The organism is Mesorhizobium sp. WSM4846, from assembly GCF_055811415.1.
In genome coordinates, this window is sequence record NZ_JBVVPZ010000046.1 from 24,886 (window position 1) to 45,011 (window position 20,126).

Below are 20,126 nucleotides of genomic sequence, written 5' to 3' on the forward strand. Positions count from 1 at the left end.
CCTTCTCCCACAAGGGGAGAAGGGAAGATCGGACGGCTCGATCACCCCCTGGCCGCCTCTTCGATCTTGGCGATGTCGATCTTGCTCATCTGCATCATAGCCTGCATGACGCGGCCGGCCTTTTCCGTGTCGGGGTCCTGCAGCAGCCTCGGCAATTGCTCCGGCACGACCTGCCAGGACACGCCGAATTTGTCCTTCAGCCAGCTGCACTGGCTGGGCTCGCCACCGCCCTCGATGAGCCTTTCCCAGAAATAGTCGACCTCCTCCTGCGTCTTGCAGTCGATGGAGAGCGAGACTGCCTCGGTGAACTTGAATTGCGGCCCGCCGTTGAGCGCCTGGAACTGCACGCCGTCGAGCTCGAAATAGGTCACCAGCACCTTGCCCTCATTATCGCCGCTGCCCTTGGGCCAGCGCATCACGCTCAGCACCTTCGAGTTCTTGAAGATGGAGATGTAATGGTTCATGGCCTCCTCGGCCTGGTCGTCGAACCACAGGCAGGGGGTGATCTTTTGCATTTTCTTGCTCCTCGGGCTGTTTTGGCTTGTTTTCACGGGTCCAACGGCCGGCTGGCGATAGATGCCGGTCGCCGCCGTCTGCCCAAGGACGCTCAAACAAAACACGATCCGACAGCACCTCTGACTTTTTTTACTGCCTGGACCGGCTTGCCGTTTTTGGCTCAAGATCCCGGCGCATCGCAAAACCGTGGCCAGACCAGACGGTGGCGTATATAACGCCGCTCAATTCCGGTTTTCCGCCCCTGTTCGGACGACGCAAACAGCAAGGACAGTTTAATGCCCGCCTACCGTTCCCGCACCACTACCCATGGCCGTAACATGGCCGGCGCCCGCGGCCTGTGGCGCGCCACCGGCATGAAGGATTCCGATTTCGGCAAGCCGATCATCGCTGTCGTCAATTCCTTCACCCAGTTCGTTCCGGGCCACGTCCATCTCAAGGATCTCGGCCAACTGGTCGCCCGCGAGATCGAGAAGGCCGGCGGCGTCGCCAAGGAGTTCAACACCATCGCTGTCGACGACGGCATCGCCATGGGTCATGACGGCATGCTCTATTCGCTGCCTTCGCGCGAGCTGATCGCCGACTCGGTCGAATATATGGTCAACGCCCACTGCGCCGACGCCATGGTCTGCATCTCGAATTGCGACAAGATCACGCCGGGCATGCTGATGGCGTCGCTGCGTCTCAATATCCCGACCGTCTTCGTCTCCGGTGGCCCGATGGAAGCCGGCAAGGTGGTGCTTGCCGGCAAGACGCAGGCGCTCGATCTGGTGGACGCCATGGTCGCGGCTGCCGACGACAAGATCTCCGACGAGGACGTCAAGACCATCGAGCGCTCGGCCTGCCCGACCTGCGGCTCCTGCTCGGGCATGTTCACCGCCAATTCGATGAATTGCCTGACCGAGGCGCTCGGCCTTTCGCTGCCCGGCAACGGTTCGACGCTGGCGACGCACGCCGACCGCAGGCGGCTGTTCGTCGAGGCCGGCCACCTGATCGTCGATCTCGCGCAGCGCTACTACGAGCAGGACGACGACACCGCGCTGCCGCGCAGCATCGCCTCGAAGGGCGCCTTCGAGAACGCCATGACGCTCGACATCGCCATGGGCGGCTCGACCAACACCGTGCTGCACATCCTGGCTGCCGCGCATGAGGGCGAGATCGATTTCGGTCAGGACGACATTGACGCGCTGTCACGCAAGGTGCCGGTGCTATGCAAGGTTGCCCCCGCCAAGGCGGATGTGCACATGGAAGACGTCCACCGCGCCGGCGGCATCATGGCGATCCTCGGCCAGCTCGATAACGCCGGACTGATCAACCGCGACCTGCCGACCGTGCACACCGCAAGCCTCGGCGAAGCGCTCGACCATTGGGATATCTCGCGCACGTCAAGCCAGAATGTCCGCGACTTCTTTCTGGCGGCCCCGGGCGGCGTGCCGACGCAGGTCGCCTTCAGCCAGGATCGCCGCTGGGATGAACTCGATCTCGACCGAGAGAAGGGTGTCATCCGCTCGGCCCAATATCCTTTTTCCAAGGATGGTGGCCTTGCCGTGCTGAAAGGCAACCTGGCGCTCGACGGCTGTATCGTGAAGACCGCGGGCGTCGATGAATCGATCCTGAAATTCACCGGCCCGGCCAGGGTGTTCGAAAGCCAGGACGCCAGCGTCAAGGCGATCCTGTCCAACGAGATCAAGGCCGGCGATGTCGTCGTCATCCGCTACGAAGGGCCGCGCGGCGGCCCCGGCATGCAGGAAATGCTCTATCCGACCAGCTATTTGAAGTCGAAGGGCCTCGGCAAGGCCTGCGCGCTGGTCACCGATGGCCGCTTCTCCGGCGGCACCTCCGGCCTGTCGATAGGCCATGCTTCTCCCGAGGCGGCGGAAGGCGGGCTGATCGGGCTGGTGCATGAGGGCGATACGATCGAGATCGATATCCCGAACCGCACCATCCGGCTTGCCGTCGACGATGCCGAACTAGCCGCCCGCCGCGCCGCGATGGAGGCCAAGGGAGCCGCCGCCTGGAAGCCCGAAGAAAAGCGCAAGCGCAAGGTGACGATGGCCTTGCGCGCCTACGCCTCGATGGCGACCAGTGCTGCAAAGGGTGCGGTAAGGTATGTGCCGGAATAGGTTCGCTTCTTCAAAGGGATGACGGTAGATGGATTTCGACCTTATCGTCCGCGGCGGCACGCTGCCCGACGGCAGGATCGCCGATATCGGCATCATCGGCGAGACGATCGCGGCCATCGAGCCGGAGCTGAACGCTGGCGCGGGCACGGCGATCGACGCCCATGGCAATCTGATCTCGCCGCCCTTCGTCGATCCGCATTTTCACATGGACGCCACGCTCTCGCTAGGCATCCCGCGCATCAACGTGTCGGGCACGCTGCTCGAAGGCATCTCGCTGTGGGGCGAACTGAAGCCGCTGTTGACGCACGAAGCGGTGCGCGACCGCGCGCTCGCCTATTGCGACTGGGCAGTGTCCATGGGCCTGCTCGCCATCCGCAGCCATGTCGATGTCTGCGATACCAGGCTGCTGGCGGTCGAAGCCCTGCTCGATGTGAAGAAGACCGTCGCGCCCTATATCGACCTGCAACTGGTCGCCTTCCCGCAGGATGGGTTTTATCGCTCGCCGACGGCGCGCGATAACACCATCCGCGCGCTCGGCATGGGTGTCGACATCGTCGGCGGTATTCCGCATTTCGAGCGCACCGTGGCCGACGGCACGCGTTCGGTGACGGAACTGTGCGAAATCGCGGCAGAACGCGGCCTCATGGTCGACCTGCATTGCGACGAGACCGATGATCCGCTGTCGCGCCATATCGAACAACTGGCCTATGAGACGCAACGCCTCGGCCTGCAGGGCAGGGTCGCCGGCTCGCATCTTACGTCGATGCACTCGATGGACAATTACTATGTCTCGAAGCTGTTGCCGCTGATATCAGAGGCAGGCGTCTCGGCGATCCCCAATCCGCTGATCAACATCATGCTGCAGGGCCGCCACGACACATTCCCCAAACGCCGCGGCCTGACGCGGGTCAAGGAAATGCTTGCCCACGGTATCCGCGTCGGCTGGGGTCAGGATTGCGTGCTCGACCCCTGGTATTCGCTGGGCACCGCCGACATGCTCGACGTCGCCTTCATGGGCCTTCACGTCGCCCAGATGTCGAGCCCGGCCGACATGGCGCGCTGCTTCGACATGGTCACCAACGTCAACGCCGCCATCATGGGCCTCGACCATTTCGGCCTGTCGGTCGGCAAGCGCGCCAGCCTCGTCGTCCTCGATGCCGGCGATCCGGTCGAGGCCTTGCGCCTGCGTCCCGAGCGGCTCTGTGTCATCGCCAGGGGCAAGGTGGTGGCCGAGCGGGCCAGGCAGGAAACACGGCTCTCGATCGCCGGACGGCCGGCAACAGTAAACCGCAGGCATCGCCGGTCTCAAAACTCCATCGATCAGATTGATAGGTCCTGACCGCAAGTCTACAATCAACCTCCAGTTTTATGCCGAGGAGGATGTCATGTGGCACAAGGCGGCGATGGTGGTCGTGTTGGCGGCGACCTGTGCAGGCTGCATGACGGCCGAAGACCGTCGTGCCGCGGACGAGGCGAAATGCCGATCCTACGGCTTCGTCAGGAAGAATGATGCCTTCGCCGAATGTCTGCAGCGCATCGATCTGGCGCGCCGCGCCGAGCTCAGAAGTGCGTCGGTCTTCGATCCTTGGGATCGGCCGGTGATCTATCGTCCGGTTATCATTCGGCCACGGCCAAAGTAGGCCGTTGCGATCGTCCGTACAGGCCCAGCCGATTTCCGGTCCCTGGTCTGGCCGGCTTCCCGATTTCCGCTCGTCAAAGCGGCCGCTTGCGTCTACGACGCTGCTCACCGGGCTTTCATGCGGGAGGAAGCGACATCGGCATGGCACAGCCAACAGCCCAGAATTCAACGTTCAGGAACGTGCTTTTGGCTGGCATTCTGCTGATGCTGGCCGGCGATTTCCTGTTTGCTTTGAATGATGCGATGGGCAAATGGCTGGTCGCCAGCTTTTCCGTCGGCCAGGTCGTGCTGATCCGTTCCATCGGCGCCTTTTTCGTGCTCGGTCCGATGATAGCGCGTCAAGGCGCGGCCAGGCTGTTCCGCATGGAGCGCCTGGAACTGCAGGTCTTGCGCGTCGTCATGACGACGCTTGACACGGCGCTGTTCTACGCCGCCGTCGTCTATCTGCCGCTCGCCGACGTCATGAGCTTCTACATGGCAGGGCCGATCTACGTGGCGGCGCTGTCCCACCTGTTGCTTGGTGAAAAGGTCGGCTGGCGCCGCTGGATGGCGATTCTGGTCGGGTTCTGCGGTGTGCTGATCATGCTCGAACCGTCCTCGGCCGCGTTTTCGCTGTCGTCGACCTTCGCGCTGGCCGGAAGCATTTCATTCGCCTTCGCGATCATTCTCAACCGGCGGTTGCGTGGCACCAGCGACACCTCGCTCGTTACCTGGCAAACCATCGGCACGCTGCTGGTCGGCGGGTTTCTCACCATCGGCAACTGGCAGACGCCGTCCTCGCTCGATTTAGGCGCCATGCTGCTTCTTGGCATCGTCTCCTGCGGCGCGCATCTGATGATCACCAGGGCGCTGAAGCTGGCGCCGGCGTCGACGCTGGCGCCGCTGCATTACAGCCTGCTGCTGTGGGCCGTCATCTTCGGGCTGGCCTTCTTCGGCGACATGCCCGGCCCGCGCATCCTGATCGGCTCGGGCATCATCGTGCTGGCCGGCCTGTTCATCTTCCATCGCCAGAAAGTGGTCGACACGTTGCCGCCCGAAAACGTGCCGAAAGGTGTCAACTAGGGTCCAGATTTCTGGTGCCTTAAGGTTCAGAGTTTTGGCACTTAACCGGCGCGCACCTCCGCCAGATGCGTTGAGAAGTCGGCCGTCTCCATCAGCGCCCTGCAGCGTGAAAAGCGACCGTCGGCATAGGCGCGGAAATCGTCGGCCGGATTGCTGTTGGCAAGCTGGATCAGTCCCCACAGCGTCCACAAGAGATCGCACATCGCCTTGTAGATGACGATGCGGCCGCGCTCCGCCGGCGTCGGCTCGCCACCGAAATAGGCGCCCATCATCTCGTCCTCCTGCGCCGTATCAAACTGGCCTTCGACGCTGAGGTCGCCGAGATCCCAGAGCGGGTCGTTCATGCCGGAATATTCCCAGTCGACGATCCACATCCTGTCGCCCGTATCGAGAAAATTTTCGCACAGCGGATCGCAGTGGCAAGCGACGAGAGGCAGGGGATGCGCGGCAAGCGCCGAGCGCACGGTTTCCGCCTCGCGAACGACGTCGTGGTAACCGGCAGGCAGGGCGACGTCCTTGGTCGACAGCACCTTCAGGTAGTCGTCGATCATCGCAAACAGCTCGAAGCGGAAGGGAAACACCGCGCCGGATGTATGCAATCTGCGGAAGGCTTTGCCGGCACGCTCCGGACTGCCCGGCCGGGTCTTGAATTTATCCGGCGACATCGTCTCGGCGCCCGCGATGAAGCGCGTCACCATCACGCCTGTCTCGCCGTCGACATGCAGCAGCTCGGGGCTGACGCCGGCCATCGCTGCCTCCCGCGCCGCCACCGCCTCGTTGGCGCGGTTGATATACTCCTGCGTGCCCTTGCCGGGAATCCGCAGGCAGGCATCTCCAGCCCTGAAGACGAGGTTGGTGAGGCCACCCAGCCGCTCCAGCGGTCCCTCGTAGCCGGCCAGCGCCGGAATGGCTGCAAGCGCCGCGCGTGCTTCCTCGTCCACCATCGCTTCTGCCCTCTTTTCGCGTCTATTTGTGGTGACGACGGTTCCACAAATTTCGCCGTTTGGCTATCATCGCTTGCATGCGGTTCACTCCAGCGCCGTGCGTTCCTGTAGGACGCGCTAAGAACGCTGCGGCACTTTGATTTGCGGACGAGACTGTAATGGCGGACAGGAAAAACAAAGGCGCGCTCGCCGCGGCCTATGCAGCGAAGCGGCCAGAGGAGGTGGCGGCGCTCTACGACCGCTGGTCCGACACCTACGACGCCGACATGTCGGCGGCCGGTTATCGCCATCCGACCATCTGCCTTGCCCTGCTTGCCCGCCACCTGCCGCGCGGCGCGGCACCGCTCCTCGATGCCGGTGCCGGCACCGGGCTCATCGGCGAGTGGCTGAAGATCGCGGGCTATCCGCAGGTCGAGGCGCTCGACATTTCCGAAGGCATGCTGGCCCAGGCAGCGCGCAAGGGCGTCTATTCGGCGCTTCACTGCTTGGCGCTCGGCGGCCCGCTGCCCTTCGCGGATGATGCCTATGCCGGCATCATATCGGCCGGCGTCTTCACCTCGGGCCATGTCGGCGCTGAGGGGCTGGACGAACTGATCCGCATCTGCCGGCCGGGCGGGATAATCGTGCTGACGGTCAAGAACACCCTGTGGGACGCCGGCTTTTCCGCAGGGATAGCCGACCTCGAGGCGAAGGGCGTCGTCACGCGCGCCGAGGAGACATCGCCCTATGTCTCCATGCCGGGTGAGGCCGACACCGTGCCCAGCCGCGGTCTCGTTATGCGTGTGAACTGACCATCCCCGCTCTTATGCATGTCGCTCAAAAGCACGCCCTCGGGCCTGACCCGAGGGTGCGCAGCGGTTTTGCGATAACGACATGCATAGAAACAAGAACTCAAAGCGCCTCGCATGAAGCCGTTCAGACGCGACGCGCTACGCTTTAGGCTCTGATCCTTTCTCCGGCCGGGTCGTAAAGCGGCTCGAGATGGATTTTTGCCGGCGTCCGCTCCATAGCCACCACCAGCTCGTAGTCGCCGCAGGTGAGGAAATCGTCGCTGACGCCGTCGGCGTTGCGCACATAGCCGTAGCCGATGTTCTTTCCGACCGTGTAGCCATAGCCGCCGCTGGTCAGGTAGCCGACCGGCTCGCTGTTGCGCAGGATCGTTTCGCGCCCGAGCAGCACGATCTCGCAATCGTCGACGGTGAAGCCGGCAAAGCGTTTTTTCAGAACCGCGCCGCCGATCTCTTCCAGCGCCCGCCGCCCGAGAAAATCTGTGTTCTTGCGAAGCTTCACCGCCGAGCCAAGGCCGGCCTCCTGCGGCGTGTCGTTGGGCGTGATGTCGGAGCCCCAGGCGCGGTAGCCTTTTTCCAGCCGCAGCGATTCCAGCGCCCTGTAGCCGACCGGGCGGATGCTGTGCTCCTCGCCCGCCGCCATCAGAGCGTCGAAGATTTCGCCCGTCGCCGCGATCGGCACATGCAGCTCCCAGCCGAGCTCGCCGACATAGGTGACGCGCAGCGCCCTAACTGTGGTGCCGGCGATGGAGATTTCCCGCACCTGTCCGAACGGGAAAGCGGTGTTCGACACGTCCGCATCGGTCACCGCAGCCAGCACGTCGCGGGCCCGCGGCCCCATCAGCGACAGCGTGCCGAAATCCTCGGTGACATCGGTGAGCGTCACGTCGAGCTCGTTGCCGACATGGTCGCCGATCCACGAGAAGTCATGCGTCCTAAAGCCGGTGCCGGTGACGACGTAGAATCGGTCTTCGCCGAGCCGCGCCACGGTCAGGTCGGCCTCGATGCCGCCGCGCGTGTTGAGAAGCTGCGTGTAGGTCAGCCGGCCGACCGGCTTGGCGACGTCGTTGGCGCAGATCCAGTCGAGCGCCTTCAGCGCATCCGCACCGGTCATTTCGTATTTGGCGAAGGACGATTGGTCGAAGATGCCCACGTGTTCGCGCACGTGCCGGTGCTCGTCGCCGACCGGCGAAAACCAGTTCTGCCGGCCCATCGAATAGATGTCCTTCGGCTCGACGCCTTCGGGCGCAAACCAGTTCGGCCGCTCCCAACCGAGCTTGGAGCCGAACACGGCGCGGTGCTTTTGCAGCCGTTCATAGAGCGGCGACACGATCCGTGGCCGGCCCGTGGCATACTCTTCATGCGGGAAGCCGATCGTATAGTGCTTGCCATAGGCTTCCAGCGTGCGGTCGCGGACCCATTGCCGGTCGCGGTGCAGGTCGGAAAAGCGCCTGATATCGACCACCCACAGGTCGAGTGGCGCCTCGCCGTCGACGACCCACTGCGCCAGCACCCAGCCGGCGCCGCCGCCTGCCGCGATGCCGAAGGCGTTGAAGCCGGCGCCGACGAACATGTTGGCGCATTCGGGTGCCACGCCGAGAATGAAATTGCCGTCCGGCGTGAAGCTCTCCGGCCCGTTGATCATCTGCTTGACGCCGACGGTTTCGAGCGCCGGAACCCGCTTGATTGCCTGGTTCATATGCTGCTCGAAATGATCGTAGTCGTCGTCGAACAGCCGGAACTGCCAGTCGTCAGGGGCATCGCCGCCGGGAAGACCGGTCGTCCAGGCTTGCGGGTTCGGCTCATAGCCGCCCATCACCAGCCCGCCGACCTCTTCCTTGAAATAAATGCGGCGGTCGGGGTCGCGGATCGTCGGCGCATCGCTCGCCAACCCGTCTATTCTCTCGGTGACGATGTACTGGTGCTTCACCGGCTGCAGCGGCACGTTGATGCCGGCTAGCGCCCCCACCTGCCGCGCCCATTGCCCGGCACAGTTCACCACCTTGTCGCAGGCGATATCGCCCCTGTTGGTCTTTACCGTTGTGATGCGGCCCTCCTGCATGTCAAAGCCGGTGACGCGGACATCCTCGAACAGCCTGGCGCCATGCATGCGCGCGCCTTTGGCCAGCGACTGCGTGATGTCGGAAGGGTTTGCCTGGCCGTCGGTCGGCAGCCAGTTGGCGCCGACGAGATCGCCGGTTGCCAGCAGCGGCCACATCGCCTTGACCTCGGCCGGTGACAGCAACTGCATATCCATGCCAAAGCTTTTCGCCGTCGTCGCCAACCTCTTGTACTCGATCCAACGGTCGGCATTGGTGGCGAGCCTGAGGCACCCTGTCATCTTCCAGCCGGTGGCCAGCCCGGTTTCGGCTTCCAGCCCCTTGTAGAGATCGACCGAATATTTGAGCACGCGGGTGATAGAGGCCGAAGACCGCAGTTGACCGACCAGCCCCGCCGCATGCCATGTCGAGCCCGAAGTCAGTTTGCCCTGTTCCAGGAGCACGACATCGGCCTTGTGGTCACGCGCCAGATGATAAGCCGTCGAACACCCGATTATGCCGCCGCCGATGACGACGATCTCGGCGTGGGCGGGCAAGGTCATGATATCTGTCCGTATTTTGTTCTGTAGTTTTCCAGCGCGGCATCGAGCCGCGTCAGGTTTTCGTCGGTATAGGCGACGTAGTCGATGCCTGGTGCGTCGAGATAGAGTTCGGAAACCATGCTCCACATCGCCTCGCGCAGCAGCGATGCGCATTGCATGGCCGCATGCGAGCGGCGGATCGCCTCGTCCGGCTCCTTCATGAAATAGGCGGTCAGGAAGGCGAAGGACTCCTCGTCGTTCATGGTGGCGTTCGAGGCAACGCCGGCGAGGTCGAACATCGCCGTATTGAAGCCGGCATATTCAAAATCGATCAGCCACAGCCGGTGGCCGTCATCGAGAATATTAGCCGGCAGAAGGTCATTATGACCAAAGACGATCGGCAGCAATTTCTGCGCCCGTTCGAGCTCGTCGGCAAGCGTCAGCAGCCGCGGCAACTCGCTTCGCATGCGGCTGTCGGCTTCCTCCAGCGTGCGCGCATAGTCGCGGATGACATGGAATACCCAGAACATGAAGCCGGCGCCGGAGACATGATTGGGCATCTCGCGATGGAAGCCGCGCATCAGGGCGGCGACGCGGCCGATATTGGCGCGGACGTCCTCGGCGACAAAAGTCTTGGCGCCGAGAAATTCCGTTACCAGGATGCCGGGCTCGGAATGGCGGACCGCAGGCGCGAAGCCGGCGGCGTGCGCCGCGCGCGCGGTCATCACCTCGCGCTCGCGAAAGACATGATGGAACGGAAAGTCCTGGCCAAAGCGCACGACATGCCGCCCGGCGGCGTCCTTGACCAGATAGTTGGCGTTGCTCAGGCCGCCCGGCAGCGGCGCGATCTCGACGCTGCCGGTCCAGCAGGGCAGGGCGCGGATGCGGTCCTCGGTGGTCACAGGTGAATCCCTCGTTGCGCGGGGTTCAAGGCGTCGCGGGCGACGCAAAGAGGGCGGCCGGCAGGAGGGAGCAATGCGAAGTCCTCGTCGGTGCGGGATCCCGGGATCGGTATCCCGCACCGCACCGACGAGCCCCAGTGCCGGGTTCTTTGACTCCGGCATCCGCCCCCGCGGATTCAAAAAAGTCCTTTTCCCTTACGTCAGACGATTTCCCGGACGTTCGGGCAGGCGAATTTTGGTGCGGCTCTGCCATCGTTCTCCCGTGGCAGTTCCGAAGCCTGTCACAAGCCAGTGTCGCGCCATGTGATCCGGCTTGTCAACGACAACTTGTGGCTTTTTGCCCGAAATCACAAGGATTTCTTGTAAACTGTGGCCGATTTGCTTTAGAAGCGGTCAGTAGCGCAACAAACCGATTGGGTGAGACCGATGCCCTCGAAGCGGCATGGCGAGATCCTGCGTCTCCTCCATGAGGAAGGCACCGTCACCATCGCCAGCCTGGCCGACCGGCTGGGCGTCTCGCTGGAGACCGTGCGCCGCGACGTCAAGCCGCTGACCAGTGACGGTTCGATCCTGAAGATGCATGGCGCCGTCGGCCTGCCGTCGATGGCCGGCGAGGCGCCGTTCGAGCGGCGTATGCGCGAGAATGCCGATGCCAAGCGCGCCATCGCCCGCATGGTTGCCGCCACCATCCGCGACGGCGAAGCGATCATGCTCGACACCGGCACCACGACCTCTTTCCTGGCCCGCGAACTGCTCGGTCACCGGCGGTTGACGGTGGTCACCAACTCCTCCGACATCGCCCGCACGCTGGCCACCGTCAACGGCAACAAGGTCTATATGGCCGGCGGCGAACTGCGCAGCGATTCGGGCGCTGCCTTCGGCGTCTCGGCCATTGCATTCGTCAGCCGCTTTTCCGTCAGCCACGCTGTGATCTCCACCGGCGCGGTCGATGCCGTCACCGGCGTGATGGACTATGATCTGGACGAGGCGGAATTCGCCCGCATGGTGCTGTCGCGCGGCCAGCGCTCGCTCGTCATCACCGACCACACCAAGTTCGGCCGCCAGGGCCTGGTCCAGGTCTGCGGCCTCGACGGTTTTTCCGAACTCGTCACCGATCGGCCGCCGCCGCACGCCATCGCCGCAGCCCTTGCGCAGGCTGGCGCACGGCTCAGTATTGCCGGCAGCGAAAGCGGGGCCTGACCTGGCCAGAGCAGTAATGCGGTGAGCCTGGGATCGGCGGCTTTTCTTCCTTGCCGTCCCGGTGTTTAGTCCGGCGATGGCCTTCACCATCCGCCAATTGCAGTTCTTCATCGCCGTCGCCGAGCAAGGCACCGTGTCTGGCGCCGCCCAAAACCTGTCCATCTCGCAATCGTCGGTCACCGAGGCGATCAAGGAGCTCGAAGGCGATCTCGGCGTCGAACTGTTCGAGCGCCATCCGCGCGGCCTCAACATCACCCACAAGGGCCACCAGTTCCTGCGCCACGCGACAAAGATCCTTGCCGATGTTTCCGATGCGCGCCGCGCCTTCTTCGGCGAGCAAGCGGCGGCTGGCGGCCGGCTGCAACTCGGCGTCACCTCGCTGGTCGCCGGCTATGTCCTGTCCGACCTTCTCGCCCGCTATCGCCGCGCCTATCCGGGCGTCGAGATCTCGGCCATCGAGGACAATGGCGACTACCTCGAACATCTGCTGGTCGGCGGCAAGCTCGACATCGCCGTCATGGTCACCTCGAACCTGCGCGACCGCACCGCCCTGCAATCGGAAATTCTCGAAGTCTCGCCCTACCGGCTATGGCTGCCGCTTGGCCATCCGCTGTCCAGCGCCGACATCATCGGCATCAGCGACATCGCCTCGGAACCGCTGATCATGCTGACCGTCGATGAGATCGAAGAGAATACCGGAAAATTGCTGGCGGCGATCGCCGCCAAGCCGCATGTCGCCTTCCGCACCCGCTCGGTCGAAGCGGTGCGCAGCCTCGTCGCCACCGGCGCCGGCGTGGCGCTGCTGCCGGATCTCGTCTACCGGCCATGGTCGCTGGAAGGCGACCGCATCGAATCGCGCGATATTTCGGGCTCGTTGCCGGTTGTCCAGGTCGGCACGGTCTGGCGGCGCGGCTCCGGCCTGCCGCAGGCCGCGCGCGACTTCATCGGGCTTGCCCAGTCGCAGCGCATGGTTCGTCAGCGGCCGGACAAGAACGGCCGCTGATCTATCGGAAAAACCGATATCGCCTTTCTGACAAATGAATTTGCGAAACCGGAAATTTCACAGCACTTTGACAATCAGGGACCAAGCCGCCGCGAGAGTGCGGCCCCTCAAATGGGAGATCGACGATGAATTCATTCCTGAAGTCATGCACTGCATTGACGGTCGCGCTGGCCTTCTCCGGCCAGGCGATCGCCCAGGTTAAGGAACTTGGCAAGGGCGAAGGCCAGGTCAACATTGTCGCCTGGCCCGGCTACATCGAACGCGGCGAAACCGACAAGAACTATGATTGGGTCACGTCTTTCGAGAAGAACACAGGCTGCAAGGTCAACATCAAGACCGCCAACACCTCCGACGAGATGGTCGCGCTGATGAACGAGGGCGGTTTTGACCTCGTTACCGCCTCGGGCGACGCTTCGCTGCGCCTTGTCGCCGGCAAGCGGGTCCAGCCGATCAACACCGATCTGATCCCGAGCTGGAACACGGTCGACGACCGGCTGAAGGATGCGCCGTGGTTCACGGTCGGCGGCACCCACTACGGCGCCCCCTACCAGTGGGGGCCGAACGTGCTGATGTACAACACCGAGGTGTTCAAGGAAGCGCCGAAGAGCTGGAACGTCGTCTTCGAGGAGATGACCTTGCCCGACGGCAAGCCGAACAAGGGCCGCGTCCAGGCCTATGACGGGCCGATCCACATCGCCGATGCCGCCAACTATCTGATGTTCCACAAGCCGGAGCTCGGCATCAAGGATCCCTACGAACTGACCGAGGACCAGTACAAGGCCGCCCTCGATCTGCTGCGCGTCCAGCGCACGCTGGTCGGACGCTACTGGCATGACGCCGCCATCCAGGTCGACGATTTCCAGAACGAAGGCGTCGTTGCCTCCGGTTCATGGCCCTATCAGGTCAACACGCTGGTTGCTGCCAAGAAGCCGGTCGCTTCGACCATCCCCCAGGAAGGCGTGACCGGCTGGGCCGACACGACCATGCTGGCAGCCGACGCAGCCCACCCGAACTGCGCCTATATGTGGATGGAGCACTCGCTGTCACCGAAAGTGCAGGGCGATGTCTCCGCCTGGTTCGGTTCGCTGCCGGTGGTGCCGGCTGCCTGCAAGGACAACGAATTGCTCGGCGACGAAGGCTGCAAGACCAACGGCTACAACAATTTCGAAAAGATCAAGTTCTGGAAGACGCCGGTGTCGAAATGCGCCACCCAGGACCAGTGCGTGCCTTACTATCGCTGGGTGTCGGACTATATCGGCGTCATCGGCGGACGGTGAGTTCGTTTCGCATTGCTGGCAAGTTGGCGCTGCCCCTTACCCTCTCCCCGTGAACAACGGGGAGAGGGGATCGCGACCGTTGCGGCTAGCCCCTTCTCCCGTCTCTATACGGGCAGAAGGCCGGCAGGCGGATGAGGGGCAGCGCTGTCGTCTGAATTGACGAGCCTGGCAGATCAGGACAGCTCCATGACATCAGCCGTTTCCTTCCAAAAAGTCTCGCGCCATTTCGGCACCGTGCGCGCCGTCGACATGGTCGATCTCGACATCGTGCCGGGCGAGTTCTTCGCCATGCTTGGACCTTCGGGTTCCGGCAAGACGACCTGCCTGCGCTTGATCGCCGGCTTTGAGCAGCCGACATCGGGCTCGATCTCCATCTTCGGCGAACGCGCCGAAGGCGTTCCGCCCTATCGCCGAAACGTCAACACCGTGTTTCAGGACTATGCGCTGTTTCCGCATCTGAACGTGCTCGAAAACGTCGCCTACGGGCTGATGGTCAAGGGTGTCGGCAAGCCCGAACGGCAGAAGGCGGCCGAGGAAGCATTGTCGCTGGTCCGGCTTCCCGGCTACGGCGCCCGCCGCCCGAGCCAGCTTTCCGGCGGACAGCGCCAGCGCGTCGCGCTCGCCCGCGCGCTGGTCAACCAGCCGAAGGTGCTTCTGCTCGACGAGCCGCTTGGCGCGCTCGACCTCAAGCTCCGCGAGAACATGCAGGAGGAGCTGAAGTCGCTGCAAAAGGCGCTCGGCATCACCTTCGTCTTCGTCACCCACGACCAGGGCGAGGCGCTGTCGATGGCCGACCGCGTTGCCGTCTTCAACGACGGCAAGATCATGCAGATCGGCACGCCGGAGGACATCTACCAGCGGCCGAGGACGCGCTTCGTCGCCGATTTCGTCGGCTCGTCCAATGTGCTGCCGCCGGATTTCGTTCAGCGCTATTCCGGCCAGCATCGCTGGGGCAGCCTGCGCCCTGAATCCATTCGCATCGGCCGGGCGGCGAAGGGCGACGGCGTTGCCGCCCGTCTCGTCTCGACCAATTATCTCGGCGCCACGACCAGACTGGCGCTCGACGCCGACGGGTTGAGATTGCATGCCATTGTGCCGGCCGGTGCGAAATTGCCCAGGGAAGGCGAGGCGGTCGTGCTCACCTTCAACCGCGAGCATTTGCATCTGATGGACGAGCCGGGATGATGGCGCTGTCGGCAATTGTGGCTAGCCGAGGCAAGACGCTCTACGGCGCCCCCCTCTGTCCTGCCGGACATCTCCCCCACGAGGGGGGAGATCGGCTGTTGCAACCACTTTCGCCAGTCACCAACGTTGCAGAAGAGGCGCCGCCGGCGAAGCTGCCGATCTCCCCCCAAGTGGGGGAGATGTCCGGCAGGACAAAGGGGGGCGCGAAGGATCGCGGCCTCCCAAATATCCTCCGCCAAGACAGAGCGGCGTCATGACAATCGCCGCGCTCAACTCCAATCCCGCTCCCGCCATCCTGCCGGGAAGCGGCGGCGTGCGCGGCGCCCTGTCCGACTTGTTCTGGCGCAAGCCGAAGCTGCTGCTGCTGTTGATGCTGCTGCCGCCGGTCCTGTGGCTCGGCATCGTCTATGTCGGCTCGCTGTTCGCGCTGCTCTTGCAGAGTTTTTTCTCGATCGACGAATTCTCCGGCCTCATCAACCGGCAGTTCACGCTGAAGACCTATGGCGACCTGCTGCAGGCCGCCAATCTCGACATCATCCTGCGCACGGTGACGATGGCGGCCCTGGTCACGCTCGCCTCGGCGACCATCGCCTTTCCCATCGCCTATTACGCGGCCCGCTATGCGCGCGGCCGCTGGAAGGCGCTGTTCTATCTCGGCGTGATGCTGCCGCTGTGGTCGAGCTATCTGGTCAAGATCTACGCCTGGAAGCTCATTCTCGCCAAGGAAGGCATTCTCACCTGGCTGCTCGCCAAGCTGCATCTGCTATGGCTGCTCGATGGCTGGCTGTCGCTGCCGGTCGTCGGCGGCAACTCGCTGTCGGTGTCGTCCACCGGCACCTTCATCGTCTTCGTCTACGTCTGGCTGCCGTTCATGATCCTGCCGGTGCAGGCGGCGCTTGAGCGCGTGCCGGGCAATCTGGTCGAGGCCTCGTCCGATCTCGGCGCCTCGCCCGGCCAGACCTTCCGCAACGTGCTGTTCCCGCTGGCGCTGCCGGGCATCGTCGCCGGCTCGATCTTCACCTTCTCGCTGACGCTGGGCGACTACATCATCCCGCAGATCATCGGCACCTCGCGGCTGTTCATCGGCCAGGCCGTCTATTCGCAGCAGGGCACCGCCGGCAACATTCCGCTCGCCGCCGCCTTCACCGTGGTGCCGATCGTCATCATGGGCTTCTACCTCTGGGGCGCCAAGCGCATGGGGGCCTTCGATGCGCTCTGATGGCTCACCAACCGCCCCTCTCGGCCTGAAGGTCGCCGCCGCCTGCGGCCTGCTGTTCCTGCATCTGCCGATCTTCCTGATCTTCGTCTATGCCTTCACGACCGAGGAAAAGAGCTTCGCCTGGCCGCCGCCGGGGCTGACCATGCAATGGTTCGCCGTCACCTGGAACCGCCCGGACGTGTGGGAAGCGCTGTCGCTGTCGGTCCGTGTCGCGGCTATCTCGACACTCGTCGCCCTGGTGCTCGGCACGCTCTGCGCGGCCGCCGTTTCGCGAACACGGTTCTTTGGCCGCGAAACCATCTCGCTGCTGGTCATCCTGCCGATCGCGCTGCCCGGCATCATCACCGGCATCGCGCTGCGTTCGGCCTTTTCGCTGGCCGAGGTTCCGTTCTCGTTCTGGACGATCGTGCTCGGCCACGCCACCTTCTGTGTCGTCGTCGTCTACAACAACGCCGTCGCCCGCTTTCGCCGCACCTCCGGCTCGATGATCGAGGCGTCGATGGACCTCGGCGCCGACGGCTTCCAGACGTTTCGGCATGTCGTGCTGCCCAACATCGCCACCGCGCTGCTTGCCGGCGGCATGCTTGCCTTTGCGCTGTCGTTTGACGAGGTCATCGTCACCACCTTCACCGCCGGCCAGCAGCAGACGCTGCCGATCTGGATGCTGGAGGAATTGATCCGTCCGCGCCAGCGCCCGGTCACCAATGTCGTGGCCATGGTCGTCGTGCTGGTGACGCTGCTGCCCATCCTCGTCGCCTATTACCTGACCCGCGACGGCGACCAGATCGCCGGTTCGGGCAAATGACGTCAAGAATCCATAAGGGAGAGACTGCCATGGACACAAAGATGCTGATCGGCTCGAAATTCGAGAAGGGCACCGAGACCGAGGAGCCGATCCTCAATCCGAAGACCGGGGCGACTATCCTCAACCTGCCTGAAGCCAGCCAGGTGCAGATCGAGGCGGCGGTGCTGGCGGCCGAAAAAGCCTTCGTCACCTGGTCGCGCACCACGCCCGCGCAGCGCTCCGGTTATCTCCTGAAGATCGCCGATCGCATCGAGGCCGCGGCACAAGATTTCGCCGCCCTCGAGGCGCTCAATTGCGGCAAGCCGATCAATGCCGTGCTCAACGACGAAATCCCGGCGATCGTCGACTGCTACCGCTTCTTTGCCGGCGCTGTCCGCTCGATGCCCGGCCAGGTCGCCGGTGAATACATTCCCGGCCACACTTCGATGGTCCGCCGCGACGCCATTGGCGTCGTCGCCTCGATCGCGCCGTGGAACTACCCACTGATGATGATGGCCTGGAAGCTGGCGCCGGCGATTGCCGGCGGCAACACGGTCGTCTTCAAGCCGTCCGAGCAGACGCCGCTGACAGCGCTGAAGCTGGCAAAAATCCTTGCCGAGATACTGCCCGAGGGCGTCGTCAACGTCGTGCTCGGCAGAGGCGACAGCGTCGGCAACACGCTGATCAACCACCCGAAAATCAATATGATCTCGATCACCGGCGATGTCGCCACCGGCAAGAAGGTGCTGCAGGCCGCCGCCAAATCGGTCAAGCGCACGCATCTCGAACTAGGCGGCAAGGCTCCGGTCATCGTCTTCGACGACGCCGATCTCGGCGCGGTGGTCAATGGCCTGCGCGCCTTCGGCTATTACAATGCCGGCCAGGACTGCACCGCCGCCTGCCGCATCTATGCCGGCAAGAAGATCTACGACAAGCTCGTCGCCGATCTTTCCTCCGCCGTCTCGACCATCAAATACAACCGCCCCGACGACACGGAAAACGAGATCGGGCCGTTGATCTCACGCCGCCAGCGCGACCGCGTCTCGAGCTTCGTCGAGCGCGCCTCGGAGCTTAAGCACATCGAGATCACCACCGGCGGCAAGCCGGGCGAGGGCACCGGCTTCTTCTATCAGCCGACCGTCGTCGCCGGCGCGCTGCAGGAGGACGAGATCGTGCGCCGCGAAGTGTTCGGGCCGGTTGTCTCCGTCACCCGCTTTGCCGAGGTCGACGAGGCGGTGAGCTGGGCCAATGACAGCGATTATGGCCTTGCGTCCTCGGTGTGGACCAAGGATGTCTCGCGCGCCATGGCGACGGCCGCGCGGCTGCAATATGGCTGCACATGGATCAACACCCACTTCATGCTGACCAATGAGATGCCGCATGGCGGACTAAAGCAGTCCGGCTACGGCAAGGACATGTCGCTCTATGCGCTGGAGGATTATACCGCCGTGCGGCATGTGATGGTTGCGCACGGGTAGCGCCTTTTTCTTCTCCCCGTTGACGGGGAGAAGGTGGCCCGAAGGGCCGGATGAGGGGCAGCACCGGGCCTACTTCTGCGAAGCGGCGATATTCGACTCACCGGCCCCAAGGCCCTTGCCGCCTGGAACGACGCCCCCGGCATCGGCGCCGAAGCCCGCTGCTTCCGGTGCGGCCGGCCGCTTGATCCTTGCCGAGGCGGCCACGACAAGCTCGTTGAAGCCTTCGCCACCATTGTCCAGCATCTCGAACAATTGCCGCCGCATCCTCGGTTCCCAGAATTTGTTGATGTGCTCGGCGACGCCGGCAATGCCTTCCTCGCGCGGCTTGGAGTGAAAAAAGGCGGCAATCTGGTTAGCCATGCGGACCAGCTTTTCGCTGGTGCTCATGATGTGGCCTTCGTCATGCGACATGCTTGGCAACTCCGGAAGCCACCCGCTCGGGGTGGGTGAAAATATCGAAATCATCGCCGCGCACCAAAGCCACCAGCGTCATGCCGGCGTCCCCGGCGGTACGGATGGCAAGTGCCGTTGGCGCCGAAACGGCGATGATGAACGCAGCGCCGATCGCCGCCGTCTTCTGCACCATCTCGACCGAAACGCGCGACGTCACGACGACGGCACCCAAGGTGCCATCGATGCTGGCTTTGGCGAGCGCCCCGGCGAGCTTGTCGAGCGCATTGTGGCGGCCGACATCCTCGCGCGCCATGACGATGCCCTTGCCTGGGATATAAAAACCGGCGGCATGGACCGCACCGGTCTCGGCATGAAGCGGCTGCGCTTTCGACAAAAGCCTGACCGAACGGACGATGTCATCGGTGTCAAGTGTAAGTCTTGACGAACCGACCGCCTCGACCGAGCGCATCGCCTCCTCGATCGACTCGATGCCGCACAGCCCGCAGCCGACCGGGCCGGCCAGGCGTCGGCGCCGCGCCTCGAACCGCGTATTGGCCTGGTCCTTCAGCCTGATCTGGATGTCGATGCCGGCGCCGTGATCCTCGACCTCGATCGCCTCGATTTCCCGGCCGTCGGCGATAATGCCTTCGGTCAGCGAGAAGCCGAGCGCGAAATCCTCGAAATCGGCCGGGCTTGCCATCATCACCGCATGAGTGGTGCCAGCGAAGGAGAACGCCACCGGCGTCTCTTCCGGCACCATCCGGTTGGCGGCCGCACTGCCGCCGGCGCGGTGGGCGAGGCGGGAGATCTGGGTGGTACCGCAACGTTTGGGCATCACGCGGCACCCCCCTCTGGCCTGCCGGCCATTTTACTTAGGAAGCGTCGAAGGTTTCTTGCTTCAATTGACAGTTGCTCTCCTAGGCCATCCCCCACTCCGTCGCTGCTTCGCAGCGCCACCTCTCCCCCCTCCGGAGGGAGAGGAAGGGAGCCTGGAGTTCGCGCGCTTTCCTCTCCCCCGTCGATCGGGGGAGAGGT

Annotated in this window: 18 protein-coding genes; 12 read left to right on the plus strand and 6 right to left on the minus strand. The window is 63.8% G+C overall.

Going from position 1 to position 20,126, the window contains the following annotated elements:
- Window positions 1–41: 41 nt before the first annotated feature.
- On the minus strand, window positions 42–515 hold the full coding sequence (locus tag AC0L15_RS27735) for a VOC family protein (RefSeq protein WP_027151605.1): 474 nt from the start codon (window positions 513–515) through the stop codon (window positions 42–44).
- 276 nt (window positions 516–791) lie between these two features.
- Between AC0L15_RS27735 and ilvD the strand changes: the two genes are divergently transcribed.
- From ilvD to AC0L15_RS27755, 4 genes are all read left to right on the plus strand, one after another.
- Window positions 792–2,636, plus strand: a complete 1,845-nt coding sequence (gene ilvD / locus AC0L15_RS27740) for a dihydroxy-acid dehydratase (protein WP_287123046.1) — start codon at window positions 792–794, stop codon at window positions 2,634–2,636.
- Between the two features lie 28 nt (window positions 2,637–2,664).
- On the plus strand, window positions 2,665–3,975 hold the full coding sequence (locus AC0L15_RS27745; protein ID WP_287250286.1) for an amidohydrolase family protein: 1,311 nt from the start codon (window positions 2,665–2,667) through the stop codon (window positions 3,973–3,975).
- 46 nt (window positions 3,976–4,021) lie between these two features.
- Window positions 4,022–4,276 (plus strand): hypothetical protein, encoded by a 255-nt coding sequence (locus tag AC0L15_RS27750; RefSeq protein ID WP_023802862.1) that lies wholly within the window; start codon window positions 4,022–4,024, stop codon window positions 4,274–4,276.
- Window positions 4,277–4,416: 140 nt separating this feature from the next.
- Complete coding sequence (locus AC0L15_RS27755) at window positions 4,417–5,337, plus strand: DMT family transporter (protein WP_287250288.1); 921 nt, start codon at window positions 4,417–4,419, stop codon at window positions 5,335–5,337.
- 41 nt (window positions 5,338–5,378) lie between these two features.
- Here the strand turns inward: AC0L15_RS27755 and AC0L15_RS27760 are convergent, their stop codons facing one another.
- Window positions 5,379–6,281 (minus strand): phosphotransferase family protein, encoded by a 903-nt coding sequence (locus AC0L15_RS27760; protein ID WP_287250289.1) that lies wholly within the window; start codon window positions 6,279–6,281, stop codon window positions 5,379–5,381.
- A 158-nt stretch (window positions 6,282–6,439) separates the two neighbouring features.
- On the opposite strand from AC0L15_RS27760, the gene AC0L15_RS27765 reads away from it, so the two are divergent.
- Window positions 6,440–7,072: a class I SAM-dependent DNA methyltransferase gene (locus AC0L15_RS27765; RefSeq protein WP_287250292.1), complete on the plus strand. Its 633-nt coding sequence runs from the start codon at window positions 6,440–6,442 to the stop codon at window positions 7,070–7,072.
- Between the two features lie 145 nt (window positions 7,073–7,217).
- On the opposite strand, the gene AC0L15_RS27770 is transcribed toward AC0L15_RS27765, so the two are convergent.
- Together AC0L15_RS27770 and AC0L15_RS27775 are read right to left on the minus strand one after the other, a co-directional pair.
- Window positions 7,218–9,671 carry a GcvT family protein gene (locus tag AC0L15_RS27770; protein ID WP_287250294.1) on the minus strand — a complete coding sequence of 818 codons (2,454 nt, stop codon included), beginning with the start codon at window positions 9,669–9,671 and terminating at the stop codon, window positions 7,218–7,220.
- A complete protein-coding gene (locus AC0L15_RS27775; RefSeq protein WP_287174097.1) occupies window positions 9,668–10,552 on the minus strand; it encodes a phosphotransferase family protein in 885 nt (294 codons plus the stop codon). The genes AC0L15_RS27770 and AC0L15_RS27775 overlap by 4 nt, the downstream gene beginning before the upstream one ends.
- A gap of 426 nt (window positions 10,553–10,978) precedes the next feature.
- Here AC0L15_RS27775 and AC0L15_RS27780 point away from each other — a divergent pair, with 426 nt between their 5' ends.
- The 7 genes from AC0L15_RS27780 to AC0L15_RS27810 all read left to right on the plus strand — a co-directional run bounded on the left by AC0L15_RS27780 (window position 10,979) and on the right by AC0L15_RS27810 (window position 18,698).
- Entirely contained in the window at window positions 10,979–11,752 is a 774-nt protein-coding gene (locus AC0L15_RS27780; RefSeq protein WP_128168300.1) for a DeoR/GlpR family DNA-binding transcription regulator, read from the plus strand.
- 76 nt (window positions 11,753–11,828) lie between these two features.
- Window positions 11,829–12,755 carry a LysR family transcriptional regulator gene (locus AC0L15_RS27785; protein WP_287250297.1) on the plus strand — a complete coding sequence of 309 codons (927 nt, stop codon included), beginning with the start codon at window positions 11,829–11,831 and terminating at the stop codon, window positions 12,753–12,755.
- Between the two features lie 125 nt (window positions 12,756–12,880).
- Window positions 12,881–14,032: an ABC transporter substrate-binding protein gene (locus tag AC0L15_RS27790; RefSeq protein WP_287250298.1), complete on the plus strand. Its 1,152-nt coding sequence runs from the start codon at window positions 12,881–12,883 to the stop codon at window positions 14,030–14,032.
- A gap of 186 nt (window positions 14,033–14,218) precedes the next feature.
- Window positions 14,219–15,217 carry an ABC transporter ATP-binding protein gene (locus AC0L15_RS27795; RefSeq protein WP_023802871.1) on the plus strand — a complete coding sequence of 333 codons (999 nt, stop codon included), beginning with the start codon at window positions 14,219–14,221 and terminating at the stop codon, window positions 15,215–15,217.
- A 253-nt stretch (window positions 15,218–15,470) separates the two neighbouring features.
- Window positions 15,471–16,436, plus strand: coding sequence for an ABC transporter permease (locus AC0L15_RS27800; protein ID WP_128174075.1), 966 nt, complete (start codon window positions 15,471–15,473; stop codon window positions 16,434–16,436).
- Window positions 16,426–17,241, plus strand: a complete 816-nt coding sequence (locus AC0L15_RS27805) for an ABC transporter permease (RefSeq protein ID WP_128168297.1) — start codon at window positions 16,426–16,428, stop codon at window positions 17,239–17,241. The genes AC0L15_RS27800 and AC0L15_RS27805 overlap by 11 nt, the downstream gene beginning before the upstream one ends.
- 29 nt (window positions 17,242–17,270) lie before the next feature.
- A complete protein-coding gene (locus AC0L15_RS27810; protein ID WP_287250302.1) occupies window positions 17,271–18,698 on the plus strand; it encodes a gamma-aminobutyraldehyde dehydrogenase in 1,428 nt (475 codons plus the stop codon).
- Window positions 18,699–18,767: 69 nt separating this feature from the next.
- On the opposite strand, the gene AC0L15_RS27815 is transcribed toward AC0L15_RS27810, so the two are convergent.
- Together AC0L15_RS27815 and fdhD are read right to left on the minus strand one after the other, a co-directional pair.
- The gene (locus tag AC0L15_RS27815) at window positions 18,768–19,109 is read right to left on the minus strand and encodes a formate dehydrogenase subunit delta (RefSeq protein WP_128168295.1); all 342 of its coding nucleotides are present in this window, start codon (window positions 19,107–19,109) and stop codon (window positions 18,768–18,770) included.
- Window positions 19,099–19,926 (minus strand): formate dehydrogenase accessory sulfurtransferase FdhD, encoded by an 828-nt coding sequence (fdhD, locus tag AC0L15_RS27820; protein ID WP_287250307.1) that lies wholly within the window; start codon window positions 19,924–19,926, stop codon window positions 19,099–19,101. The genes AC0L15_RS27815 and fdhD overlap by 11 nt, the downstream gene beginning before the upstream one ends.
- Window positions 19,927–20,126 lie beyond the last annotated feature (200 nt).